The 25,771-nt window shown below is 60.5% G+C and carries 23 protein-coding genes; 13 read left to right on the top strand and 10 right to left on the bottom strand.

All coding sequences use genetic code 11. The features are described from left to right. Window positions 1-55 precede the first annotated feature (55 nt). The 4 genes from DW233_RS05580 to pckA form a co-directional block, all read right to left on the bottom strand. On the bottom strand, window positions 56-910 hold the full coding sequence (locus tag DW233_RS05580) for a DegV family protein (protein ID WP_118267151.1): 855 nt from the start codon (window positions 908-910) through the stop codon (window positions 56-58). A 119-nt stretch (window positions 911-1,029) separates the two neighbouring features. After that, a complete protein-coding gene (locus DW233_RS05575; RefSeq protein WP_118267149.1) occupies window positions 1,030-1,479 on the bottom strand; it encodes a MarR family winged helix-turn-helix transcriptional regulator in 450 nt (149 codons plus the stop codon). Between the two features lie 173 nt (window positions 1,480-1,652). After that, a complete protein-coding gene (locus DW233_RS05570) occupies window positions 1,653-2,372 on the bottom strand; it encodes a B3/4 domain-containing protein (protein ID WP_117641034.1) in 720 nt (239 codons plus the stop codon). Window positions 2,373-2,599: 227 nt separating this feature from the next. Next, the gene (gene pckA / locus DW233_RS05565; protein WP_199574592.1) at window positions 2,600-4,270 is read right to left on the bottom strand and encodes a phosphoenolpyruvate carboxykinase (ATP); all 1,671 of its coding nucleotides are present in this window, start codon (window positions 4,268-4,270) and stop codon (window positions 2,600-2,602) included. A gap of 351 nt (window positions 4,271-4,621) precedes the next feature. Here pckA and DW233_RS05560 point away from each other — a divergent pair, with 351 nt between their 5' ends. Next, the gene (locus DW233_RS05560) at window positions 4,622-6,196 is read left to right on the top strand and encodes a lipopolysaccharide biosynthesis protein (protein WP_233547952.1); all 1,575 of its coding nucleotides are present in this window, start codon (window positions 4,622-4,624) and stop codon (window positions 6,194-6,196) included. A 317-nt stretch (window positions 6,197-6,513) separates the two neighbouring features. Here the strand turns inward: DW233_RS05560 and DW233_RS05555 are convergent, their stop codons facing one another. Further along, entirely contained in the window at window positions 6,514-7,353 is an 840-nt protein-coding gene (locus tag DW233_RS05555; RefSeq protein WP_118267147.1) for a metallophosphoesterase family protein, read from the bottom strand. 253 nt (window positions 7,354-7,606) lie between these two features. Here DW233_RS05555 and DW233_RS05550 point away from each other — a divergent pair, with 253 nt between their 5' ends. The 3 genes from DW233_RS05550 (at window position 7,607) to DW233_RS05540 (ending at window position 11,792) form a co-directional block, all read left to right on the top strand. Further along, complete coding sequence (locus DW233_RS05550) at window positions 7,607-9,208, top strand: potassium/proton antiporter (RefSeq protein WP_118267146.1); 1,602 nt, start codon at window positions 7,607-7,609, stop codon at window positions 9,206-9,208. Between the two features lie 226 nt (window positions 9,209-9,434). Continuing rightward, window positions 9,435-10,559, top strand: a complete 1,125-nt coding sequence (gene serC / locus DW233_RS05545) for a 3-phosphoserine/phosphohydroxythreonine transaminase (protein WP_118267144.1) — start codon at window positions 9,435-9,437, stop codon at window positions 10,557-10,559. Between the two features lie 69 nt (window positions 10,560-10,628). Then, window positions 10,629-11,792, top strand: a complete 1,164-nt coding sequence (locus tag DW233_RS05540) for a phosphoglycerate dehydrogenase (RefSeq protein WP_117735908.1) — start codon at window positions 10,629-10,631, stop codon at window positions 11,790-11,792. A 346-nt stretch (window positions 11,793-12,138) separates the two neighbouring features. Here DW233_RS05540 and DW233_RS05535 read toward each other — a convergent pair whose 3' ends face one another. Continuing rightward, complete coding sequence (locus DW233_RS05535; RefSeq protein ID WP_147357135.1) at window positions 12,139-13,119, bottom strand: hypothetical protein; 981 nt, start codon at window positions 13,117-13,119, stop codon at window positions 12,139-12,141. Between the two features lie 223 nt (window positions 13,120-13,342). Here DW233_RS05535 and DW233_RS05530 point away from each other — a divergent pair, with 223 nt between their 5' ends. Beyond that, window positions 13,343-14,563 (top strand): M20 family metallopeptidase, encoded by a 1,221-nt coding sequence (locus DW233_RS05530; protein ID WP_118267140.1) that lies wholly within the window; start codon window positions 13,343-13,345, stop codon window positions 14,561-14,563. Between the two features lie 39 nt (window positions 14,564-14,602). Continuing rightward, window positions 14,603-15,292 (top strand): DUF1015 family protein, encoded by a 690-nt coding sequence (locus DW233_RS05525; protein WP_118267139.1) that lies wholly within the window; start codon window positions 14,603-14,605, stop codon window positions 15,290-15,292. 129 nt (window positions 15,293-15,421) lie between these two features. On the opposite strand, the gene DW233_RS05520 is transcribed toward DW233_RS05525, so the two are convergent. From DW233_RS05520 to DW233_RS05510, 3 genes are all read right to left on the bottom strand, one after another. Further along, on the bottom strand, window positions 15,422-16,057 hold the full coding sequence (locus tag DW233_RS05520; RefSeq protein WP_117563979.1) for a histidine phosphatase family protein: 636 nt from the start codon (window positions 16,055-16,057) through the stop codon (window positions 15,422-15,424). A gap of 17 nt (window positions 16,058-16,074) precedes the next feature. Beyond that, window positions 16,075-16,617 carry a histidine phosphatase family protein gene (locus DW233_RS05515; RefSeq protein ID WP_055252053.1) on the bottom strand — a complete coding sequence of 181 codons (543 nt, stop codon included), beginning with the start codon at window positions 16,615-16,617 and terminating at the stop codon, window positions 16,075-16,077. Between the two features lie 82 nt (window positions 16,618-16,699). Further along, complete coding sequence (locus tag DW233_RS05510) at window positions 16,700-17,371, bottom strand: nitroreductase family protein (protein ID WP_158567810.1); 672 nt, start codon at window positions 17,369-17,371, stop codon at window positions 16,700-16,702. A 234-nt stretch (window positions 17,372-17,605) separates the two neighbouring features. Between DW233_RS05510 and DW233_RS05505 the strand changes: the two genes are divergently transcribed. Then, a complete protein-coding gene (locus tag DW233_RS05505) occupies window positions 17,606-18,208 on the top strand; it encodes an HdeD family acid-resistance protein (RefSeq protein WP_117797862.1) in 603 nt (200 codons plus the stop codon). Further along, on the top strand, window positions 18,209-18,691 hold the full coding sequence (locus DW233_RS05500; protein WP_055252057.1) for a DUF188 domain-containing protein: 483 nt from the start codon (window positions 18,209-18,211) through the stop codon (window positions 18,689-18,691). Window positions 18,692-18,855: 164 nt separating this feature from the next. Here DW233_RS05500 and DW233_RS05495 read toward each other — a convergent pair whose 3' ends face one another. Continuing rightward, complete coding sequence (locus DW233_RS05495; protein WP_089572076.1) at window positions 18,856-19,944, bottom strand: putative manganese transporter; 1,089 nt, start codon at window positions 19,942-19,944, stop codon at window positions 18,856-18,858. 171 nt (window positions 19,945-20,115) lie between these two features. Here DW233_RS05495 and DW233_RS05490 point away from each other — a divergent pair, with 171 nt between their 5' ends. The 5 genes from DW233_RS05490 to DW233_RS05470 all read left to right on the top strand — a co-directional run bounded on the left by DW233_RS05490 (window position 20,116) and on the right by DW233_RS05470 (window position 25,743). Next, window positions 20,116-21,084 carry a hypothetical protein gene (locus DW233_RS05490; RefSeq protein WP_055252061.1) on the top strand — a complete coding sequence of 323 codons (969 nt, stop codon included), beginning with the start codon at window positions 20,116-20,118 and terminating at the stop codon, window positions 21,082-21,084. Window positions 21,085-21,433: 349 nt separating this feature from the next. Beyond that, complete coding sequence (locus tag DW233_RS05485; protein WP_118267135.1) at window positions 21,434-22,624, top strand: hypothetical protein; 1,191 nt, start codon at window positions 21,434-21,436, stop codon at window positions 22,622-22,624. A 419-nt stretch (window positions 22,625-23,043) separates the two neighbouring features. Then, window positions 23,044-23,409 (top strand): helix-turn-helix transcriptional regulator, encoded by a 366-nt coding sequence (locus tag DW233_RS05480; RefSeq protein WP_055252065.1) that lies wholly within the window; start codon window positions 23,044-23,046, stop codon window positions 23,407-23,409. 63 nt (window positions 23,410-23,472) lie between these two features. After that, complete coding sequence (locus DW233_RS05475; RefSeq protein ID WP_055252067.1) at window positions 23,473-23,691, top strand: cation transporter; 219 nt, start codon at window positions 23,473-23,475, stop codon at window positions 23,689-23,691. A gap of 99 nt (window positions 23,692-23,790) precedes the next feature. Further along, on the top strand, window positions 23,791-25,743 hold the full coding sequence (locus DW233_RS05470; protein ID WP_199574591.1) for a heavy metal translocating P-type ATPase: 1,953 nt from the start codon (window positions 23,791-23,793) through the stop codon (window positions 25,741-25,743). Window positions 25,744-25,771 lie beyond the last annotated feature (28 nt).

The following is a 25,771-nucleotide window of genomic DNA, read 5'->3' as shown; positions in this document are numbered from 1 at the left end:
TCCAAGTTTCGGGGCGCAGTTCACTGTCCCCTTTGTGGTGGTTTTGGCAGGTGGGCTAGTTAACGGGTTGGAAGAAGGCTACGGCTACGGCGCCGGGGCCTACATGGGTGCCGATGGTGGCGCCGATGGTGTGAACGGGCAGTTCGCCCTCGGTGTGGCCAGCCCACAGTGCCGCGCTGTCCTCGATATACTTCTTGAGCACCGCATCCGAAAGGCCCGTATAGCCGAGCGCCAGCGGCATGGAAAAGTCGATGCCGCCCGCCTTTTCGACCTTCTGGTTGAGCAGGTTACGTCCGTTCTTGGAACCGCGCGCCTTGCCCAGCTGCACGATCAGACCGTCCTCGGCAGCCACCACGGGCTTTACGTTGAGCAGCGTACCCACGGCACCGGCCGCAGCAGACAGGCGACCGCCGCGCACCAGGTACTCCAACGTCTCGAGCAGGCCGACGACGACCACGCGGTCGCGCACGGCCTCGACAGCCGCCGCAACCTGAGCCGCGCCCTGGCCCTCGTCCACCAGGCGCAGCGCATACTCGACCAGCACGCGCTCGCCCAAGGTCACGTTATTGCTGTCCACGACGAACATGTCGCCGCCCGGCGCCTCGGCAAGTGCCGTACGAGCACTCTGGTTGGTGCCCGAGAGCTTGGCGCCCACGGTAATAATCACGGCCTCATCGCCGGCCTCACGCGCTTCGGCAATCGCCTGCGAAAAGGCGTACGGGTTGACCTGACCGGTCTTGGGCAGCTCATCGCGCTCCACAAGCATCTCGTAAAAGCGCTGGTGATCGATGTCGACGCCATCCATATACACATCGGTGCCAAAGGTGACGGACAGCGGCAGAACACGCAGAGCGGGGTGCTCCGCCGGCGACATATCGCTTGCGGAATCGGTAATAATGCGGACGGACATAACGAATCCTTTCTTGCGCAGGTCCCGCGCGGGGAATTTTGACAGCAATGTCCCGGCACGGCGTACGCGCTCAAACGGGACGATGCAGTTCTTGGCTGAAAGCTAGCGCCAGCGCGGCTCTAGATCTCGCGCAGGGTGTTGAGGATCGTGCGCAGCGATACATACATCTGCTCGCGCTGCTCCACGCCCATGGCCTTGCCGGTGGTATCGAGCACCTCGCGAATGATGCGATCGGCCTCGCTCATGCTCTCGCCGCCCAGGGCAGTCAGGCGCACCGGAGCACGATACTTGACGGCCGCATCACCCGGGTCGTCAACCTCGACGTAGCCGCCCTCCTCCAGATGTGCCAGTGTGCGCGAAACGGCGGCACGGGTAACGCCGGCCATGCGGGCGAGGTCGGCGCCAGTCAGGCCGTCCTTGCTGCGCTCAAGATAGTACAGGCACATAACGTCGGAGCCCTTGAGGCCCAGCCTTGCGCCTTCGGACGTCTTGATACGCTGGATCTCCTTGTAGAGCCCGCTGATCAGTCCGACAAAGTCCTCGAAACGTGTCTCGTCGTTCTGCTGCATGGGAGACGACCGCCTTTCGCTTGCATAATGCTTACGGGTAAACATCTTAGCCGCACAAGGTAACACCTGTACCCAAATATCACATTTGTTAACCCATCAACATAAAAACCACCACAAAGGGGACAGGCACCTTTGTGGTGGTTTGGGGCATCGAGTTTGATCCGCAGACTTCGCTACAGCCCCACGCAAGGATTGTCGCGGGTCACAAGCGTTTTAACGACAACCGTCGCTCCCAGATAGCGCTCGAGCAGCTCGGCTAAGCGATCGATCGCGGCCTGGCAATCCCCCATCCGCTCGGGCTCCACGCACTCAATCGCCAGGAAAGCATCGGCCGAATCATCGGACAACGCCGTTCGAACGCCATCGCGCCAGTTCCAGCAGCGGCATACGGCGCCCGCATCATCGATGTAGGCGAGCTCGCCGGGAAGCGTCGGGTCATCTGTCTCCTCGCCAAGCGGCAGAAATGAATCGCCACCGTCGGTCACCTTCAGGCAAAGGTCTCCCTCAATCGCGTGCAAATCCTCGCCGCCTACGGGCAGCGCGTAGGACAGCGACACCGTGTTGTAGATGTCCACCGCGGGCGTAATGTGGCCCACCGGCTTGCCTTTGAGCACGCGCTTGAGCAGGTTCTCAATTGAGCAACGCGCGCCCTTCTTGGTCTTGAATAGGCGATATGCCTCGCGCCATGCCTTAACCGGCGCATTCTCGCTGATGGTATCACTCGTCAGGTGACGCTCCGCATCGATATTGGCGCGGTCGAGCAACGCGGCAATCGCATCAACGTCCTCTTGAGGAATCTGAGCCGCGGGCTTCATGCCCTTTACGACCACAACACCGACAGCCGCCTGCGGAAATAGCTCCCAAAACGAATCCTCGGCAACGAAACTCTTCATGTGCTCTCCCTTCATAGCATGCGCCCGAGCCCGGGTGCCTAAACAAAAAGCGCCCTTACGACGGCCACCTTCAAAGTCCTACGGTGCCGCCACAAGAGCGCTTACGCTGCCCCCATCCGGAGAAGGGGGCGATATGTCAGGCGTATTGTAACCCGAGTCATTCGCCCAAGCAAAACCGCCACAAAGGTGCCTGTCCCCTTTGTGGCGGATATGGACTCGCGGCGACGCTAGTGGCGGAGTCCCAACAGGCCGCGGCCGCGATGACGGGCGTCGGCGTGCACCTGAGCGTGCGGACCGGCGGCCTTAACGGAATCGGGCAGGTGCGAGTACTTCTTCTCGAAGTTCTCCTCGAACATGACGGCCAGGTTGTGCGCGGCCTCGTCGTAGCGAGCGGTGCTCTGCCAGTACTGGCGCGGCACCAGGATGCCGTCGGGTACACCGTGGCACGTGGTGGGAATGTCGACGTTAAAGATATCGTCGTGGACGAATTCGCTGTCCTCGATCGTGCCGTCGAGGGCGCGCGCGACTAGGGCGCGCGTGTAGGCCAGCTCAATGCGATGGCCCACGCCGTAGCCGCCGCCGATCCAGCCGGTGTTGACCAGATAGACGCGGGTGCGACCGTCGGCGATGCGCTCGCCGAGCATCTTAGCGTAGACCATGGGGTCGAGTGGCATAAACGGCTCGCCAAACAGCGAAGAGAACGTGGGCGTGGGCTCGGTGACGCCGACCTCGGTGCCGGGGATCTTGGCCGTAAAGCCCGTCACAAAGTGATACATGGCGGCGTCGGCCGTCAGGCGCGAGATGGGCGGCAGCACGCCAAAGGCATCGCAGGTCAGGAAGAGCACGACGCTTGGAGTGGTGCCCATGCCCTTGGTCCACGCGTTGGGGATATGCTCGACGGGGTAGGCCACGCGCGTGTTGTGCGTGATCGAGACGTCGTCGTAGTTGGGCTTGCGGTTCTCGTCGAGCACCACGTTTTCGCAGATGGCACCAAAGCGGACGGCGTTGAAGATCTCGGGCTCGTGGAACGCGTCCAGGCCCTCGCATTTGGCGTAGCAGCCACCCTCGATGTTGAAGATGCCCATGTCGGACCAACCGTGCTCGTCGTCGCCGATCAGCAGCCGCGTGGGGTTGGCCGAAAGCGTGGTCTTGCCGGTGCCGGACAGGCCAAAGAACACGGCGGTCTCGTGCGTGACAGGATCCATGCTGGCCGAGCAGTGCATGGGCAGCACGTCGTCCTCGACGGGCAGCAGGTAGTTCATGACGCTGAAGATCGACTTTTTGATCTCACCGGAGTAGCCGGTGCCGGCGACCAGAATCACGCGTTCCTGGAAGTTGATGACCACGGCGGCGCTGGAGTTGAGGCCCTTAATGGCAGGATCGCACTGGTAGCCGGGAGCGGCGAGCACGCAGAAGTCCGGCTCACCGGTGCGCGCGATTTCGCGAGCGAGCGGACGGGCAAGCATTTGCTTAATGAAGAGCGCCTGGCTGGCACGCTCGCAGGCGACAAGCAGACGACGCGTATGGTTGCGGTCGGCACCGGCCATACCGCGAGTGACGAACACGTCGCGCTCGTTGAGATAGTCGACGACGCCGGCCTTGATGGCCTCGTAGCTCTCGACAGACAGCGGGCGGTTGACGGCACCCCAGGCAATCTTATCGTGCACATCGGGCGTATCGACGATAAAACGGTCGTTGGGCGAACGGCCGGTACGCTCCCCCGTCTCGATCACCAGCGCGCCGTTGGAGGCCATGCGGCCTTCGTTGCGGCGGATGGCATGCTCGACGAGCTCGGCTGCCGGCAGGTCAACCAGCAGACGAGGTTGATTCTCGGCGGGGTCTTCGACCAGCGTAATGCCAAAGTTGGACAGAACTTCTGCAGGGGTAACACCAGGCATGGGGCCTCCTTTAAAACGCGACACGTGGACGCGACGCGCACTTTACTCACGTAAAGCCCGTTGTACCCGATATGCAAAAACGTTTTTGCGGCAACGGCGAAGCGCCCGCCCAACGGTCAAAAATCGCAGGCAAGCGGCCTAGTCGTTAGGGACACTCTTGAACAGGCAACAACCAAGGAGCGACCCCGGATGCCGGCACTTAGGGACGTTCCCAAAGTGCCGGCACATAAGGAACGTCCCCAAATGCCGTCTACTGAATGGCGCCGCCGAAATTATCGAACAACCTGTTCAAAAACACGAACGAACACCGTCGCGTCTATACTAGAGCGTAGCAATAGAAAGGACTCCGCTTTGAGCATCACGCCCATCGATAGCATTCGCCGCGCCATCGCCCGCCGCAATGGCGTCGCCGACCCCACCGTATCGGACGGGGCGCACGGGCAGGGCGGACGCATCGAGAACGGCCTGTTCCCCGCATCGCACACCGCCGAGGAGCTCGCACGAATCCAAGAGCTAAGCCAGCGTAACGCCGGCGGTCCCGACAGCAGCCAGGCCACACGCCGTCGCCGCGAGCGCGATCGCCAGCCCGGCCCCATCCACCGCATGGTCAATGCCTGGTGGAACCGCCTGCTCGGAGCCGTCTACGGCGGCGGCTTCTCCACGCAAGAAGCCGAGTACGAAGATCACGCCACCCGTCGCGACTACCTTTGGAATACCCTGGGCACCGCCGTGTGGGGCATGGTGTTTCCGTTGCTCACCATCGTGTCCACACAGCTCGTGGGCGCCGAGGAGGCTGGCAAATTCTCCATCGCCTTTGTCACCGGCACGCTCATCATGATCGCGTGCAACTACGACGTGCGCAATTTCCAGGTCTCGGACATCGACGAAAAGACGTCCTTTGCCTCTTACCAGCTCAACCGCTGGATCTGCGGAGCGCTCGCGCTGGCATGCGGCCTGGTATACAGCAGCGCCCGCGGCTACGATGCGCAGATGGCCACAATCGGCCTGGGCGTCTACCTGTATAAGGTGATCGACGGCATTGCCGACGTGTACGAGGGACGCCTGCAGCAGGACGACAAACTCTACCTGGCCGGCATGAGCCAAACGCTACGATCCGTCGGCGTCATCGCGGTCTTTAGCGTGGCACTGTTCCTCACGCGCAGCATGCCCATCGCCGCCATGGCCATGGGCATCGCCGCGATTGCCTCGCTCGTGCTGGTCACCGCCCCGCTCGCCCTGCTCGAAACCGAAAAATCACGCCGTATGAGTCTGCGCGAGGCTGGTCACCTGTTTATCCAGTGCGCCCCGCTCTTTGGTGCGCTGTTCCTGTTCAACCTCATCGAGAGCATGCCCAAGTTTGTGATGGAAGGCACACTGGCCTACAAATACCAGCTGTACTTTAATGCACTGTTCTTTCCAGCGCAGGCTATTTTGTTGAGCATTGGATTTATCTATAAACCGCAGCTCCTACGTCTGTCGAGCATTTGGGCGAATCCGCGCAAGCGTCGCCGCTTTGACTTGATTATTGTTGCCGTTATGGCACTGATCGTGGTCATTACCGGAGCGTGCGCCGCATTTATGGCAGGCCCCGGCATCCCCATCATGAGCTTTATGTACGGCCTCAACTTTGAGCGCTACCGCACGCTGGCACTGCTAATGGTTGTCGCCGGCGGCGTCACCGCGGCGATCGACTTTATCTACGCCATCATCACGGTGTTGCGCCACGCCGGCGATGTCACCAAGATCTACCTGATCTGCTTCGCCGTAAGCGTGGTGCTGCCGGTGATCCTGATTAAGCTGCTGGGTCTGATGGGCGCCGTGGTGAGCTACCTAGCCATCATGGCCCTACTCCTGGTGCTGCTGATAATCGAGTACGCCCACATCCGCCAGCGCATCGAGCGCGACCGCAACCCCTACGGCGCCTAATTAGCTGCCCCGGTCACCGGAATTTGCGATGGAATCGCCCCGGCTGGGGTCTCGTTGAAGACAATATGCATTACGTAAAACTAAGTGAGTAGATTTTTACCGAATCCCTGACCACACCGACAGAGCACAAGTCTGTGACCTGCGGTTTTATTGAGGCAAATATGTTGGGTGCTCGGCATTTCCAAAAAAGTCTACTCACTTAGCCAGCGGGCAGCCAAATGATTATTTAATCCCCGTCCCAGAGAAATCAATTAGCGGGCAGAAGGGCAAGAGTAGTCAAAAAAGCCCCGTCCCAAATTAGCTACCACTTGCACCGATTATTCGCCCGGGTTGATGTTCGCGTAGAACTCCGCCCCATCATCGAGCCGCAGGATGCCCACGCGACCGAACTCGGAGCCGGTGGCGGCGGCGCAGTCGATGTCGATGCGATCGGGCACGCCGGCGGTATCCTCGCCACCCAGGCGCACAATCTGCCCGCGGCCCGACTCCTCATCAAGCCCCGCCAGGCCGCCAACCTCGCAATAGCGCCCAAGCGACACCGTGGGCGTGTGGCCGCTCACCACGACCGGACCCTCGCCCTCGGCAGAAAGCAGTCCCGTCGGCGCATCCCAATAGCCGTGACGAATCCACAGCAGGTCATCGGACGACTGCACCGCGAGCATCTGCTGCAGCAGCTCGCGATCGGCACCCACCGCTCCGACGCCATCGGCACAATCGACGCCATGCTCAAGTAAAAACGCGCGCGCCGCCTTCATCTCGATTCCAGCATGTACCAGCAGATACGGGCGCTCCTCGGTCTCGACCACCGCGTAGAGCGGCAGCGCGGCCATCCATCGCACGAGCTCCTCGTATGCCTCAAATTCCATGTCGTTGAGCTGCTCGCGCGTCGTCCAGCCACCGTTGATATCCCAGGTCTCGGCATCGAGCGGATCCTGGCCAATGATGGCATCGAGCATGATCTGCTCGTGATTGCCCTTGAGAACGCGGGCGTTAGGCAGCGAGCGCACGAGCTTAATAACGCCGACCGGATCGGGCCCGCGATCAATCATGTCGCCCAGCACGTACAGCGTGTCGTCGGACGTCAACGAGATCTTAGACAGGGCCTCGTCAAGCGCATGCACGTGTCCGTGAGCATCAGATGTCACATAGATCGCCATGGTACGCCTCTCCTTGCATTGCGGCCGAAGCCCGGTGCCGCAACTAAAACTTCAAGTTGAACTTAAACGTTACCCATTGTACTCCGTTGCAATAAAGCTGGAAAGGGTTTCCGAGCAGAGGCAAAGACGGCAGCCGTCTATGACGATATCGCGCACGCCCGCAATCTAACCCCATAAACCCACCATCTTTGGGTACAAATAACCGCAGACAACTGACCGTGCCACGCCAACCACCCAGGAGCGGACACCATCCATGAACCAGATCCTTCTCTTTATCGGCCTCGTTATTATTCTGTGCCTGACCATCAAGCCCGTCGGCAAAAAACTCCCCTTCCCCACCCTGCTCATCTTTATCGCGCTCGGCATGCTGTTGGGCGTCAACGGGCCGGCTCACATCGACTTTAGCGACTACGCACTCACCGAAACCGTCTGCAGCACGGCGCTATTGTTCATCATGTTCTACGGCGGCTTTAACACCAACATAGACCGCGCCAAGCCCGTCGCCGCGCCGGCGGTGCTGCTGAGCACGCTCGGCGTCGTCATCACCGCAGGCATCACCGGCGTGTTCGCCCACTTTGTGCTGGGCTTCGACTGGATCGGCGGCCTGCTGCTGGGATCGGTCGTGGCGTCCACCGACGCGGCCAGCGTCTTTAGCGTTCTGCGCGAGCACAGCCTTTCGCTGAGGGGCGGCACCGACTCGCTGCTCGAGGTCGAATCGGGCTCCAACGACCCCGTCGCCTACATGCTCACCGCCGTGCTCGCCACACTCGCAGCCGGCGGCGACATCAACATTCCCACACTGCTGGCCAAGCAGATTATCCTGGGCGTGGGCCTGGGCCTTGCCATCGGCTGGGCGGCGGGCCACCTGATTGAACGCGCACGCGCAACAGCCGAGGGCGCGCAGACCATCTTTTTGTTCGCCGTGGCAATCGTCGCCTACGCGCTGCCGAGCTACCTGGGCGGCAACGGCTTTTTGGCCGTGTACCTGGCCGGCATTGTGCTGGGCGCGAGCGACATCACCGGCAAGGTCGAGCTGGCGCACTTCTTTGACACCCTCACCGAGATGGCCGAGATGACCATCTTCTTTTTGCTGGGCCTACTCGTCACGCCCGCGCGCCTGCCGCAAATGCTGCTACCCGGCCTGGCGCTCATGGCGTTTATGCTCTTCGTGAGCCGCCCCATCGCCGTCGGTCTGCTGCTGGTGCCCTTTAAGACGAACCCTCGCCAGGTTGCACTCGTAAGCTGGGCGGGCTTGCGCGGCGCGGCTTCGGTCGTCTTTAGCCTCTTTGCCATGGTAGCCGGCGTTCCCGGCGGTCACGACCTGTTTGACCTGGTGTTTGTGATTGCCGTATCGAGCATTGTGGTGCAGGGTTCGCTACTGCCGGCGGTGGCGAAGAAACTCGATATGATCGATGCGGCCGGCGACGTACGCCGCACCTTTAACGACTACCGCGACGAGGACGGCATGTCGTTTGTAAAGCTCAAGGTGGGCGCTGGCCATCCGTTTGCCGGACGCTCGCTCGCGGACATTGGCAGCGCCACAGACATGCTCGTGGTCTTGGTGCTGCGCGACGGGGCGCACCCGGTACTGCCCAACGGCGATACCGTCATCGAGGAAGGCGACCTTCTGGTGATGGCAGCCCCAACGTTCGAAGAGCGTGCCGAGGTTACGCTGCGCGAGGTCACCGTGACGCCCCACGGTCGCCTGGCCGGTCAGCGCCTGCGCGACGTGCCGCAAGGCAAGCACCCCTTTATCGTGGTGATGCTCAAACGCGACGGCCAAACGATCATCCCCGACGGCAACACCCTCATATACGCCGGCGACGAAGCCGTCATCGCCACGCTGGCGTCGTAGTGACCAGGGGTTAGCTAATTTGCGACGAAGAAATCAAGCGCCTAGAGAACCTCATGCCTTCGCTCGCAGATTTGGATTTGCCCGAGGAGTAAAGCACCCCTCCCCCATGTAACCATCCTGTAAATCATAGCGGCGCACTCGGGTTTTGCTGTGATTCGGTCGCGCCTGACGCTCCACTGTGCTAAAGTATCCCGAACGTTCAAACGACTACGAGGGGAACTAGAAGATGGCACGTGTGCACAACTTCTCAGCTGGCCCGGCCGCGCTGCCTACAAGCGTGCTCGCCGAGATCGCCGACGAGATGATGGACTACCGCGGTTGCGGCATGTCCGTACTCGAGATGAGCCATCGATCTAGCATGTACCAGCAGATTATCAACGACGCCGAGGCAACCCTGCGCCGTCTGCTGAGCATCCCCGACAACTACCGTGTCCTGTTTTTGCAGGGCGGCGCCACGCTGCAGTTTGCGGGCATCCCCATGAACCTCATGCGCCGCGGGCGCGCCGGCTACATCGTGACCGGCAACTTTGCCAACAAGGCGTACAAGGAGGCCGCCAAGTACGGCGAGGCCGTGCTGCTCGCGAGCTCCGAAGACACCAACTTCGACCGCATCCCCGACATGGCCGACATCAACGCGCGTATTGCCGCCGAGGCTGCGGGCGACGGGCTCGACTACGTCTACATCTGCCAGAACAACACCATCTTTGGCACCATGTACCGCGAGCTGCCTAACTGCGGCGATGTGCCGCTGGTCGCCGATGTTTCGAGCTGCTTTTTGTCGCAGCCACTCGACGTCGAGCGCTACGGACTCATCTACGCCGGCGCTCAGAAAAACGCCGGCGCCGCTGGCGTGACCGTGGTCATCGTGCGCGACGACCTGATCGCCGACGGCCCGGCCTTTGCGCAGACGCCGCAGTACATGAACCTTAAGACCCAGGCCGCCAAGGGCTCCATGCTCAACACGCCCAACACCTTTGGCATCTACGTGTGCGGCAAGGTGTTCCGTTGGGTTGAGCAGACCGGCGGACTTGCCGCCATGGCCGAGCGCAACTGGGCCAAGGCCAACCTGCTCTACGACCTGCTCGAGCACAGCGAGCTGTTCCATGGCACCGCGCAGGCCAACAGCCGCTCCATCGCCAACGTCACGTTCCGTACCGGCGACGCCGAACTCGACGCGGCCTTTGTTGCGGGCGCGGCAGAGCACCAGATCCAAAACGTCAAGGGCCATCGCCTCGTCGGCGGAATGCGCGCCAGCGTGTACAACGCCGTCACCATGGAGGACGTGCAGGCGCTGGCCACGTACGTGAAGGACTTCGAAGCGCAGCATAGTTTGAGCCCGCGATCTAACTAGCCCGCAACACGCGGACCGACCAGCCACTTCAAACCACTTGTTATAAACAAATCCGCTAAGGAGTTTTTCATGCGCAAGATTAAAACCATCGACGACATTACCAAGGACGGCAAAGTCGAATTTGGCGAGGGCTACGAGTTTGTGGGCACCGCCGAGGAGGCCGACGCCATTCTGATGCGCTCCACCGACCTGCACGGCTACGAGCTGCCCGAGGGCATCCGCGCCATCGCCCGCTGCGGCGCCGGCGTCAACAACATCCCCGTCGAGGAGTACGCCAAGAAGGGCGTCGTCGTCTTTAACTCCCCCGGCGCCAACAGCAACGCCGTCAAGGAGCTCGTCCTGGGCATGTTGGTGCTCTCGAGCCGCGGCGTGGTGCAATCGATGAACTGGGTGCGTGACAACGCCGACGACCCCGAGATTCAGGTCGATGCCGAAAAGGCCAAGAAGGCCTTTGTGGGCCGCGAGCTCAAGGGCAAGCGCATCGGCGTCATCGGCCTGGGCAACGTGGGCTCCAAGGTCGCCAACGCCTGTGTCGATCTGGGCATGGACGTCTACGGCTACGACCCGTTCATTTCCGTCGAGCACGCATGGGTGCTGAGTCGCGAGGTGCAGCGCGTGGGCACGCTCGAGGACCTCTGCCGCGGCTGCGACTACCTCACCGTGCACGTGCCCAGCAAGGCCGATACCATCGGCATGATCAGCACCGAGCAGATCGACCTGCTGGCGCCCGACGCCGTGCTCATCAACTACGCGCGCGAAACCATCATTGACGAGGACGCCGTCGACGCTGCCCTGCGCGAGGGCAAGCTCAGCTGGTTTAGCTGCGACTTTGCCACGCCCAAGACCGTCAAGATGCCCAACACGTTTATCACCACGCATTCGGGCGCCGGCACCGGCGAGGCCGAGGCCAACTGCGCCGACATGGCCATCAGCGAGCTCAAGGATTACCTGGAAAACGGCAACATCGCGCACAGCGTCAACTACCCCGCCTGCAGCATGGGCAAGGCGCGCGCCGCAAGCCGCATTGCCTGCCTGCATGCCAACGTGCCCAACATGATCGGCCAGATCACGGCCATTCTCGCCAAGGACAACGCCAACGTGCAGCGCATGACCAACGAGTCCGCTGGCGAGAACGCCTACACCATGTTCGACACCGATGAGCACCTGGACGGCAGCACGATCGAGGCACTCAAGCATATTCCGTCGATGTATCGTGTGCGCGTGATTAAATAGCGCCGGCGCCAATCCTGCCAGACAGACCACGAAGCCCATTCGGCCCCCGTTTTCACGAAACGGGGCCGATTTTGTTGCTCCGGACGACTTTAAAATGATACCCATAACAAGTTTTTTCAGATAATCGATAGTGAGGCTCAAGTCGCTAAGCACACCCGCTTTGATAAACAGCTTTATCAGGGACTTTAGTAGGTAAAAATCGATCTCTATGTGCCGAATGTAAGTTGACTGTCCATTTTCCGAAACAACTTATTCTAGATAGCATTTTTAAGGCCCCTCCAAGGCGAAATATAAGTCTTTTTGTGACCAAAACTCTAGTCCGCGCGACCGTTTTCCACCCGCGCGGCTACATTCCTGCCCAATCGATAAAAATCTCCTCACGAAGCCGCCGTTCGAGCTCCTGCTGTCGCGGCGTCTTGTCTTTCAGCGGCACATCGAGATAGGACATGATGAGCTCCATCACCACGCGGAAGGCATCGGAGTCGGCCAGCTGACCATAGGTCATCAGAATGACGGGATATCCCATCGCTTGCAGCGCCGTCGTTCGATCGGAGTCCGAAATCTTGGATTCAATGGATCCGTGAATGGCTTTACCCTGGCATTCAACCAGACACTCTCGGCTGCCGTCCTTATTTGCCAGCAGGATATCGGCATAGCGCCTATCAAGCCCCGAAATCAGGCGGGCGCTGCGCGTCATACGAATCTCAACGTTATTGGTAAGGCTCAGCCCTTCGCCGCCGCGCAACCTCGTAAGGCCAAACAGCATCGAAGCCTGGACCTCGAGCGGCGATGCTGCCACCCCCGTAATGCATTTCGCGGCTCGTATGAACGATTTAGCGCCGCGGAGCCCCCGGACCTTATCGACGAACTCTGTAAGCTCAGAGAGCTCGATCAAGGGAGGTCGTTTCCACAAGTCCGTTGGATTCCCCGAGACATCCTTTACGTTTTCCCAGCCCGACCGTGCGTCACCCCACCGGCCCCCGTATGCCTGCTCAAGTGCCGACTTTACCTGAGGCGCAATCTTGCACACGGCAAAGGTGCCGCACATCTCATACATGCACATGATTAGACGCTCGTTTGAGACCGAGGAAGCCAGGGTCAGCAGGGTAAAGAGTGGGGACGCAACATCGAGGCCAAACTCCGTCTGCCGCACGGAATCAAACGGCCTCTCCCCGTTCCAAACATGCCTGACAATGCGATCGCCCTTGCGCCCGCAGACGCCCTGCGCCAACACGTGTAACGGGGTGCCCAGGAAATGCTTGACGAGCGGATGCTCACATAGGTGCTCCCTGCGCGGATCGTCTACAGAATCAGGCAGGTCCGGCATTATTGCCAAGACCTGTGGGGGTATCCGGTGATACCGAAAGGCAGATATGTCGCACAGCATGTCGTCCATGAAGGGTACGTACCCGCTGCGTCGCTTGTAAACCCGCTCGGACGGCAAACGCACTGGCTCGGCCTGCGAACGGTAAATACTGCCACGCCCACGTCGCGGATCTCTCAGGAGGCTTACAATCGGTTTGGAAAGCAAACTGATTGTGAGGTTGCATATGGTTGATGAGGACTTTGCCTGGCGGCTTGCGCAGGAGCTTGTGCGGATCGAAAGCTCAGACCCGGGCGCGTATGAGGACGAGATCGAGCGCTTCATTAAGAGGCTCATTGAGCAGCAGCTGGCACAACTTGATAGTTCTGCGCTCGATGCCGTGCAGATTGAGGAGCTCGAAGTGCTGCCCGGGCGCCGCAACCTTAAAGTCACCGTGCCGGGCCAAAGCGACGAGCCGCGGCTGATCTATATCTGCCACATGGATACCGTCACCTTGGGCGATGGCTGGGACGCAGACATCGCACCGCTTGGGGCGGTTGTGCGCGACGATAAACTCTATGGCCGCGGTGCCTGCGATATGAAGGGTGGCCTGGCCTGCGCCATTGCCGCACTGGTCCATACGCTCGAGCGCGTGGCGGCGGATGGCGCGCTGCCACGCCGCGGCTTTTCGCTCATCTGCTCGGTCGACGAGGAAGACTTCATGCGCGGCTCAGAGGCCGCGATCGATGCTGGCTGGGTCAGCTCGCGCGAATGGGTGCTGGACACCGAGCCCACCGACGGACAGATCCAGGTGGCGCACAAGGGGCGTACGTGGTTCGAGATTGAAATGGCTGGCGTGACGGCGCATGCGAGCCAGCCTTGGAAGGGCGCGGATGCCGTCGCCGCCATGGCCGAGGTCGTGTGTTCGCTTCGTCGCGCGTTTGCGGCGCTGCCCGCGCACGATGAGCTGGGGCCTTCGACCATCACGTTTGGCCAAATCGAGGGCGGATATCGCCCCTACGTCGTACCCGACCGCGCCAAAGTCTGGGTCGACATGCGCCTGACCCCGCCGACCGATACGGCCGCCGCAATCAATATGGTCGAGCATGCCATCGCCGTCGCCGAAGCCGCCGTTCCCGGTTGCCATGGCAGCTACACCGTAACGGGCGACCGCCCCGCCATCGAGCGCGACCCGAACTCTCCCCTTCTAGCAGCGCTCAAGCGTGCCGCCGATGACGTAACGGACGCGGACACGACCGTCGGCTTCTTTACCGGCTACACCGATACCGCCGTCATTGCCGGCAAGACAGGCAACCGCAATTGTATGAGCTACGGCCCCGGCTCGTTGGCGCTCGCACACAAGCCCGACGAGTATGTGCCCCATGCCGATATCGTTCGCTGCCAAAACGTGCTCATCGCGCTTGCCGATAACACGCTCTGGGACGCAAGCGGCCAAGTTGGGGCATAATAAGCCGCGAACAAACCGACTCGCGCGTTAGGACCGCCCATGAAAGCACTTCCGTTTCCCTGCATCCGCCCGGCTCAGGACCGTGCGCTCGAGGCGCTGCCTGCGATGGGCGGTATCCTGAGCGGCAACGACGCCCTGCGCGGCGCCATTGCTGACGGCCTAATGCTCAAGGATCCAGGCGCGGCGTATTACGTGTACGAATGCTCGGGCGAGCCGGGTCGCGCGACGGGTGTCGTGGCGATTTGCCCGGTTAACGTACTGACGGGTAGCGACGAGGCTGCCGCCGAGAGCGTCGACGCACTCGCCGCCGCGCGCGCGATCGCCGAGCTTAAGGTGCAGCCGCGCCCCGTGTCGCTCGCCTACGAGGCGTCGCCCGTCATGGATATCATTTTGAGCGCTGCCAAAGAGGGCGCATCGCTCTACGCCGTCACCGATCCCGCGGGCGTCACACATCGCGTGTGGGAGGTCAAGCGCGAGGACGCCGTTGCCGCCATCCGTGCCATGCTCGATCAGGCGCCCGACCCGGTGTTCGCCGGTGACTCCGCCTATGTCGCCGCACTGGCTGGGGCATCGCAGATTCTGGCCGACGAGGCCCGCGCTGCCGGCGCCTACTCTGGCAAAGAGCCGTTCAACTTTGCTGTAGCCGTGCTGTTCCCCGCCGCGCAGGTCAGCGGCAGCGCGCCGCAGGTTCCGACGGGTCTGCTCACTCACCAGGTCTCACGGTTCTAGCGAACTCAAACGCTAAGCTGGAAAACCCAGCATCCAAACAAACAAGGGGCGGAGATGCAGCAAACGCATGCACCTCCGCCCTTTTCGCATCAAACAATTACGCCGGTAAACCGGGCCGCAACGTCAGCGTTATCCACGCTGCGGACCTGCCGCCGCCACGAGCGGCTCTAGCCCCAGCTCGCGCGCGTAGTCTTCCTGCGTAAAGACTTCGACCAGTTCAAACGTATCGGCCGCATCGTCAAACGCAAAATGCAGCACTGAGCAGTTGCCCGGCACGCGTTCGCGCTCGTCAGCCGCCGCGCCCCGCACGTGGTCCAAAAACTCCTTGATAGCTGAGCCATGACTTACCGCGAGCACGCACGTATGGTCCGGACGCTGCATAAGATCGGTCAGCGTCGCCACCATGCGCGTGCGCACCTGGATCTGGCCCTCGCCGCCAAACTGCCGATAGAAGTCGCGCCACGGGCGCTCGGGCATAAGCATCACGCGCTCGGCCTCAAAGTCGCCAAAGAACCACTCACGCAGGCCGTCCAGGCGCTCGTACGCCAAGCCCGGCCACAAGTTGGCGATAGTCTGCTCGGTGCGATGAAGCGTAGAGGTGTAGGCATGATCGGGCTCAATGCCGCGCGCACGTAAAAACATGCCGGCGCGCGCCGCCTGGTCGCAACCCAACTGCGTAAGCGGCGAGTCACTCCACCCCTGAATGATACGCTTAAGGTTGAATATCGTCTGTCCATGACGGACCAGATACAGATCTTTATTCATAGGGGTCCTTTCGTTCGTTACCAACCCAAGAGCGAAAACGCCCCGTCGCAATAGCCAAAATGAAGCACGGCACCGTTGTCGGGCAGCTCTCCCCCGCCAGTCACATACTCAAGAAACTCCTGGCAGGCTGAGCCGTGGGAAACCGCCAGCACGCAGTCGTGCTGCGGCCGGGCCATAATACGGGACAGCGCCGCGACCATGCGCGACTGAAGCTGCACTTCCGACTCGCCGCCAAAGGCCACCGGATAATCGCCCCAGGGCTGCGGCGGCATCTCGCGATTTGATGTGCCCTCCAGCGAGCCAAAATGCCACTCACGCAGGTCATCGACCAGCTCAATGGAACGGCCCTCGCCAACGATAAGCTCGGCCGTATGCCGCGCCCGGCCCAACGGCGAGGAATACACATGATCAAAGGCCACGCCACGCGCCGCAAACGCCGTACGCGCCGTCAGCGCCTGCTCGCGCCCGCGCGCCGTAAGCGGCGAATCGTGCCAGCCCTGCAAAATGCTCTGCACATTGAGCTCAGTCTGCCCATGCCGCACCAAATACAGATCTGCCACACGCCCTCCCCTCGTACCACCACAAAGGGGACAGGCACCTTTGTGGTGGTTTACCGTCTGATCACGCCGCGGTGACGCTCAGCTACACCAGCACGTCGGCGAGCGAACGCTTGGGTACGCGGTGCACCTGTGCCTCGTCGCGCCAATAATTGATGGAGCCATCGGGGTTGGAATCGATCGCATCGATCACCTGTGTCTCGGCCGGAACGCCAAACGCCATGATCAGCTTGAGCTCATACTTGTCGTTATCGAGCCCCATGGCATCGATCGCGTGGGGCGTAAAGGCCTTGAACATGCAGGCTGCCACCTCGGGCGTGGCGCTGCGGGCGGCGAGCATCATCGTCTGTGCGGCAATGCCCGTGTCGACCTCAGTAATGGGAGCGACAGGCTTGCCCGGAACGGCGCGCTCGGCCAGAATCGCGATGTAGCCGGTCGGGCGCTCACCCTCGGCAGGACCCGGCCAGTCCTTAAGTGCGCCGGCCCATGCGAGCTCGTCAAATACACGCGCGCAATCCTCGGCACCGCTCACCACGTGAAAACGCAGACGCTGAGCATTGGCACCACACGGGGTCAGGTGCGCCAGTTCCGCCAGCTCGAGCAAAAACTCGCGCGGCACGCGCATGGACTCGTCAAAGCGACGGCACGTGCGGGCGCGACGAACCAACGCATCAAACGCGTCCAAGCCGAGCTTTTCGCGGCCCTGCTTTGCCATCGATTCTGCGCTTACCGGCGCCGCGGGAACTGTTTCGTTCATAGGGACCCCCAATACAAGCCAATTGTCCTTAGGAAAATCTAACCTAAAACGTAGGCAATAACGAACAGGGCTGCAATGTTCTACACCTGTTGAATAGAAAATCGCGACGTGGGGAACAACGGAAACAATTCGGGGCCTTTGGGTTACGTTTCGCCCTCCCCGACCCATACGTCAGCGCCCTTAGGGGATACTGGTTGTAACGATCAAGGCTTACGCCGCACGGAAAGGAGACTTATGGGCATCTTTAAGAACGATGACCAAAAATCGAGCCAGTTTGGATTTGACGAGAAAAGCATGGCGGGCAAAGCCGTCAAGGCCGTACGCTGGATCTACGCCATCACGGGCGTCTTAGCACTCATTGCTGGTATCGCGCTGCTTTTTGCACCTGCCAAGTCCCTCGTCTTTTTGACGACTGTCCTGGGTTTTTACTTTGTAATCACTGCTGCCATCAGACTATTCACTGCCATTTTTGAGCCGCTGCTGCCCACCGGCTGGCGCGTGACGAGCATCATCTCCAACCTACTCATTATCTTGGGCGGCGTCATAATCCTGCGCAACCAGGCCTTCTCGACCGCGACGCTCACCACGATGGTGGTTATCGTGGCCGGCTTTGGCTGGATTGTCGAAGGTGTCATGTCCATTCTGGAGTCCGAGCTTTCGTCCAACCGCGCCCTCGCTATCCTGAGCGGCGCACTTTCCATCATCGCCGGCATGTTCGTGTTTATCTATCCGCTGTGGTCGGCCAAGATGCTCGTCATCTTTAGCGGCGCCGCGCTGCTGGTGTTTGGCGTTACGCTGATTGTTCGCGCTATTCAATTTGGCAAACTGGTGCACTAGATGCCGCGAACGCTCTTTATTGATGCCGACGCCTGCCCGGTCACGCGCGAGTCGATTGACTGCGCGCGGCGGGCGGGCGTCGCCGTTGTTATCGCCGGCAACAGCACGCAAAACCTGGAACGGCACATTCGCCGCGACGACCCGCGCGATGCCGAGCACGCGCGACGCGGCTTTTGGGTCACGACGCTCGATGTGAGCGTGGGCGCCGACAGCGCCGACTTTGCCATTGTCGAACGCCTGCAGGCGGGCGACGTGGTCGTGACGCAGGACATTGGCTTGGCGAGCATGGTGCTCGGGCGCGATGCCGCCGCCATCGGTGTGCGCGGGCGCGTGTACGACAAGGCGACTATCGACATGCAGCTGTTTATTCGCCACGAGGAAAAGAAGGTACGCCGCGCCGGCGGACGCACTCGCGGTCCGGCAGCATTTACCAGCGAAGACCGCGCCCGCTTTAAACGCAACCTCACCGAGTTGCTGCACTAACCAAGGTAGATTTTTGAGACATGCCTAAAATCTACCTTTTTGTTTTGAGCGGTGTGAGCGCTCGGAATCCATGGCTCAACAAAAAACGGGCTTCAAAATGCCATGCGTCGCCGCATTGCGCAGGCGCTGAGCATGGCTATTTGAAGCCCATTTTTTAGGCCTACTTAGAGGCCAACGGCGGAGAGGATGAGGCCCCAGCCAGTGCCGATGACGTACATCATGATCAGGAACACGGCATTTTCGCGGGCGCTGCGGTTGGTGCGGAACAGCACCAGATAACCCACGCCGGCGGAAATGAGCGTGCCGGCGAGCATCGGCGCCAGTTGCAGCGCGCCTTCCAGATACAGCTGTGTAATGACCACGCTCGCCGAGCAATTGGGAATCAGCCCGACAAGCGCCGAACCCAGGACAGCGAGTGTCTCGTTGCCGCGCAGGAACTGCTCGATCGCGGACTCGCCGAACGTCTCGAGCACGGCGACCAGAATCAGCGTCACCAGAAAAATGAATACCGAGACCTGCACGGTGTGCGAGATCGCACTGCGGATGATCGACAGGACAGGCGTCCCTTCGTGGGAGTGAGAGTGACCGTGACCATCATGGTGTTCATGTTCGCCCTCATGACCGTGATCGTGGCCATGTCCGTGTTCGTGCTCGTCCTCGTCTTCATCACAACCGCAATGGTCGCGCTCGCACAGCTCGTGGATGTGGTCGGCGCTCACGCCTGCCTCGGCCACCTCGTCGATGATGTCACCGCCGCTGTGGTCGTCGTGCGCGCAGTTCACGTGGGCCGGGTTGGCCGCGGTTCCCAGCACGGTACGGCGAATCGCCGCGTGCGCGCGGGCGTTACGGCGCAGGCCGCGAATGGCAGCGTCCACGATAAAACCCGTGACCAGTGCGATCAGCGCTTTCGAAGCCAAAAGCATCGCCATAGTCTGCACGGGAACCTGCTCGGCAAGCAACAGCGGCAGCATCTCATCGGAGGTCGAAAGGAACACCGCCACCAACGTGCCCAAGGTCACGACACGGCCGGCGTACAGCGTTGCTGCCATGGCCGAAAATCCGCACTGCGGCACCATGCCCAGCAGCGAGCCAACCACGGGACCCGCAGCGCCGGCGCGCTTGATAGCGCCGTTGACGCGGTCGCCCGCAACGTGCTCAAGTGTCTCGAGAGCAAGATACGTCACCAACAAAAACGGCACCAGCGACAGCGTGTCCTTGCCGGCGTCGAGCAGAATATCAATCAGTAAATCCATGACGGATGGAACCTTTCGTGTCTTTCGGCAGCATTGTAAAAGTTCTAGCGGTCAACTAGGGTATTGTAGTTGTCCCGGGCGCGGTGCCAATAGTTGCCTATGGTAAACTATCATCTCGCCATAACTCAGTAACCTCGAGCCGCACAACGCGGCCCGTCCAAGGAGTAGCATATGAACGTATCGCAAGCACTCGAATACGAGCGCCAGCCGTTTATCCCCATGTTTATCTACGGCGACCACGGCGCCATGGAGTCCGAGCGCCAGAAGGGCGAGGAGGCCCTCAAGGTGCTCGAGACCGAGTACTTTACCGCCGAGGGCGACCCCGGCTTCGACTTTGCCACCGTGCGCGACCTGGCCGACCGCAACCGCGACCTGTGCGACCAGATTGGCGAGGCGCGTCTGCGCAACGTGACGCCCGCGACGCTCTCGCGCGGCCTGTCCGATGCCGACACCTGCGCCGCCATCGGCAAGATGCAAAAGCGCACCGCCGCGTCCGTTATGCGCGAAATCCGCGGCGACCGCGACGCGCTCGGCGTGGCCTACGCCCGCAAGCCCATCCAGGGCACCGTGCTCGGTATCGACATCGAGACCACCGGACGTGCACCCGAGCGCGGCTATATCATCAACGTGGGCTGGGAGATCATGGAGCTCACCAGCGACGCCGTCCCGCATGACGCCGAGGCACACTACTGCGGCCTGCCCGACATCTACCGCGGCGAGGATGTGCCGTTGTCGAATATCCACCACATCACCTGGGACGACATCGACGGCAAAAAGCCGTTCCGCGAGAACAAAGAGCTGCAAAAGCAGCTGCTCAAGCTTATGAAGAAGTACCCGTACATGGCACACAACGCCGCCTTTGAGGACAGCTGGTTCAAGATCCACCTGGACGGCTACGCCGAGGCACGCCGCGCCGGCAAGATCATCGTCATCGACTCGCGCCAGATCTGCCGCAGCCTGGACGCCGACGTGCGCTCGCTCCCCCGCGAGTCCGCCCCCGCCGCGCTCGAGAACTGGGCACGCCGTCGCGGCACCCTCGCGCCCGACGCCAACGAGCAGCATCTGGGTCTGGACGACACCGACCTCATGCTCCGCACGGTACAGGCCGAGTTCAACCTCAAGAACCTATTCGCGAAATAGCAACGCCTGCGACAAACACTACTTGCTCACGAGCGGCCTCGCAGCGGGAAACACCGCAGCGGGGCCGCCCTACGTTCCACAGATAGATCTGCCATCACAAATTCTGAACCCTCATTTTGAACGATTTCGGCCAATTCCCGACACGTAATTCGTTGTCGGATGGTGATGCATCGATATCAAATGTGCAGCAATTGAGTTTTTATATGCTATAGCTAAGCTGCGATAACATTGATTTTAGGCATGCCAACCCATAATTGCGTCAAGCTTTTGGACAGCATTTGGTTAGGCCCCTAAAACGACTTTCCCACTCAGCGCCATCAGCACGGCATTAGCTGACACGATATATACCATGAGTATCGTATTGTCACATACCACTGCAAAAGCGGTCTACCAGGCCGCGCATTCGGCGTCTACGAAAGACACCGAGCCCTGTAACCCTGCCGCGATTTACGGATCATGTCCCACCGGAACGCTCCTTGACGCAGCCGTAGAATGGCTCACCAAACACGATGTTTCCCTTGACGCAAATGATTGCCTCGAAGTAATGGTGTTTGATCGCAGGAATGCGCGCTATGCAATGAACTGTCAATGCCACGTTTCGTCAAAACGATTCTCGAGCTCACGCTTTATAGAGCTCAAAGATGGCATCTTCATTGTTGGCGTTGAGCTTTGCGCACTTCAGGCCGCCACCTATCTCCCTTTTCGCGAACTGGTGGAGTACTACTTTGAATTGTGCGGCGCTTACTCCCTTGGAACCGGCTCTTCCACCTCGTATAACGAGCGTTTCGCGCTCACCTCGACCGAAAGGTTAAAACAGTTCTTTAATTCCATTACCAGATGCGACGGTCTGGCCCTTGCCCGAAAGGCGATTCAATGTGTGCGCGACGGATGCCGGTCTCCTATGGAAACGGCCTTTGTCATGATGCTAACGCTGCCTAAAAGCGAAGGAGGGCTTGGTATTAAGGGAATTGAGACCGATTGCGAGGTGCAGGTCACCGCTGCCGCAAAGAATCTCACGAGACGCAAAAAGTTCTTTATGGATGCGTATCTAAAGAAATCTCGCACAGACATTGAATACAACGGGTTTTATCATGACGCGGAAGAAGACCGCGCCATCGATGAGGAGCGCAAGAATGCGCTTGCGTCCATGGGATACGGAATCATCACCGTCAGTCGTTATTCCTTTATGCATGCCAGCGCTTTCGTTAGGGTCATGGAGGCGATCCAACGGAAAGAGGGCATACGCCCCTCGCGTCTGCCAAAAGACTTTCAAATCATGCAAGAGGACCTGAGACAGTTTGTGCTCAGAAGGTTTATAGAAGAGAAAAAGAGAATTCAGAAGCAGCTTCGCCAGGATTCCGAAGATCGTCAACGAATCGACCTCGAAAAAGCAACACTCGAAGGCATCACGCTGGATGACCCGACAATAAATGAAGTTCCGGCAATCGATGACATGCAGACTGTCGAATCCGACAGCCCATCATTTGCCCAAATAAGCAGCCTCGCGCCCGAGGGCAGAATCTTCGGGGCCGGAAGCTAGACCGGCTAACAAGGTGGGTACCCTAGCGATGTGCAAAATTGCGAGTATTCAGCAGGGTCGGCCCTCCAGCACCCACAAGTTAATCCAAATGAAAAACAAAAACGCTATCGAACGGGAACGTTAGGCAACATTTGAGGAAGACCTTGTCTGTTTACCGCCCTTGGATAACTCTTGAGCGGCTTTATTTGGCCTGGAATAGATTAACGGACCCCCTATAGTTGCAGAATACTCCAATTTTTGCACGGCGCGGGGGCACCCACCCCGGCATCGGCTATCAAAACCGCTCAGTCCGGAATCTCGTCCACTATTCCCCATCATTTTATGCGACGAATTACCTGTACGTCATTGACATATGAACATGCGCTCATATAATCGGAAGTAAGTTATATGAGCGCATGTTCATATGAAAGGATATTGCAATGAGCAGCCACGCTGATGAAACAAAGACTGGCATCGAGGCCACCGAGCCGATCGTCCCCACCACCTGCTCGCCCGAGGACCTTCCCGACGAGGAACTTCTCTACGACCTTGCCGACCTGTTCAAGGTCTTCAGCGACACCACGCGCATCAAGATTCTCTATGCCCTCATGGGCCGCGAGCTCTGCGTGGCTGACATCGCCGAAGCGACCGCGACCTCGCAGTCTGCGGTGTCGCACCAGCTGCGCACGCTTAAGCAGTCGCACCTGGTCAAGTTCCGCCGCGACGGCCGCAACATTCTCTACTCGCTCGCTGACGATCATGTCTATACCATGCTCAACCAGGGCATGAGCCATATCTGCGAATAGCAATCAACCACGGTATCAGCGCGGCCGGCACCCAGACCGCCAACACAGGGAAAGGAACCCACCATGAAAAAGCAGTTTAAGCTCGACGAGATCGATTGCGCCAACTGCGCGCGTGAACTTCAGGACGAGCTGGCTAAGCTCGATGGCGTCAAGTCCGTTTCGGTCAACTTTATGACCCAGAAGCTGACGCTCGAGGCCGACGACGCCAAGTTCGACGAGGTCCTGGACCGCGTCGTTGAGTTCACCGCCGACGCCGAGCCGGACTGCGAGATCATTCTCTAACCCGCGCACACGTTGACCTGTAAGGCCGCGCTTGCCGCGGCCTTTGCTCGCGAAATTATATGAGCAAGTGTTCATACACTCAAATGGGAGGTTTGAATCATGGCAGCCGCCGACCCCAAAAAGAAAAAGAAGAAGCGCAAGAAGAAAGAGTCCCTTGAGCACAAGCGCAACCGCATCCTGGTAGCACTGGGCATTTTTGCCGTTGTTTATGCCCTCGACGAGCTCGGCGCCCTCACTATCGCATTTGGGGAGCCCGGCAACATCTACGCCAGCTTCGCGCTGTTCCTCGTGCCGTTTTTGATTGCCGGCTACGACGTACTGCAAAAGGCATTCAATAACATCCGCCGCGGCAAGGCCTTCGACGAGAGCTTCCTCATGGCCGTCGCGACCATCGGCGCGTTTGCCATGGTGCTCTTCCCCGACACCGACCCGCACATGGCCGAAGGCGCCGCCGTCATGCTGTTCTACCAGGTCGGCGAGTTGTTCCAGGCATACGCCGTGGGCAAGAGCCGCAAGTCGATCAGTGCCATGATGGACATCGCGCCCGACTACGCTAACGTCGAGCAAGCCGACGGCACACTCGAACAGGTCTTTCCCGATGACATCGCCGTCGGCACCGTGATCGTGGTCAAGCCCGGCGAGCGCGTGCCTATCGACGGCGTCATCGTCGAGGGCGAAACCCAGCTCGACACCGCCGCGCTCACGGGCGAGTCAGTCCCCCGCCCCGCCAAGACCGGCGACGATATCATCAGCGGCTGCATCAACATGACGGGCCTCATCCACGTGCGCACCACCAAGCCCTTTGGCGAGTCAACCGTCGCGCGTGTTCTGGAGCTCGTGGAGAATGCCAGCGAAAAGAAGGCGCGCACCGAGAACTTCATCACGCGCTTTGCCCGCGTCTACACCCCCGCCGTCACTGGCGCTGCCGCGGTGCTCGCGCTTGGCGGCGGCCTGGTGACTGGCGCTTGGTCCGATTGGATCCTGCGCGGCCTGACCTTCCTGGTCGTCAGCTGCCCGTGCGCCCTCGTGATCAGCGTACCGTTGAGTTTCTTTGGCGGCATCGGCGGCGCGTCCAAGCTGGGCGTTCTCATCAAGGGCTCCAACTACCTCGAGACGCTCGCCGACGTGGACACCATCGTCTTCGACAAAACGGGCACCCTCACCAACGGCACGTTCTCAGTCGTCGCGGTGCACCCCGAGGCTGGCTATACCGAGCAGTCGCTGCTCGAAGTCGCAGCCCTTGCTGAGTCGTTCTTCGATCACCCCATCGCGCAGTCCGTGCGCGACGCCTACCAGGGCGAGGTCGACCCCAAGCGCGTGAGAGACTCCGCCAACGACGCGGGCCACGGCGTGACGGCAACCATCGACGGCAAGCACGTCGTCGTTGGCAACGCTAAGATGCTCGCCGCGGCCGGCGTTGAAGCACCGGACTGCGAGGTTGTCGGCACGATCCTCCACGTGCTCGTTGACGGCGTGTACGCCGGCCACATCGTGATTGCAGACACCGTTAAGGCCGATGCGGAGCAAACGATTCGCGACCTGCATGCCGCCGGTATCAACCGCACCGTCATGCTCACGGGCGACCGCGAGGAGGTTGCAGCGTCTGTGGCCAAGCAACTCGGTCTCGACGAGTTCCACGCGCAGCTCCTGCCGGGCGACAAGGTCGAGCGCGTTGAGGCGTTGCTCGCGGCCGAAAGTGGCAAGGGCAAGCTCGCCTTTGTCGGTGACGGCATCAACGACGCGCCTGTGCTTACGCGCGCCGATGTGGGCATTGCCATGGGCGCCATGGGCTCGGACGCCGCAATCGAGGCCGCCGACGTGGTGCTGATGGACGACAAGCCGTCCAACATTTCCCGCGCGATCCGCGTGGCGCGCAAGACCATGACGATTGTTTGGCAGAACATCATCTTTGCACTGGGCATTAAGCTGCTGATTCTGGTGCTTGCGGCACTGGGCATCGCCAATATGTGGTTTGCCGTCTTTGGCGACGTGGGCGTAGCGATCATCGCCATCCTGAACGCCATGCGCGCGATGGGTGTCAAGAACCTGTAGCGCTCGTGGTCCCTCCGGCCGGGGCCGG

Source organism: Collinsella sp. AM20-15AC, from assembly GCF_003471405.1.
Lineage (GTDB): Bacteria > Actinomycetota > Coriobacteriia > Coriobacteriales > Coriobacteriaceae > Collinsella.
Note: the sequence above shows the minus strand (reverse complement) of the source record. Positions and strands in the feature narration are given on the sequence as shown.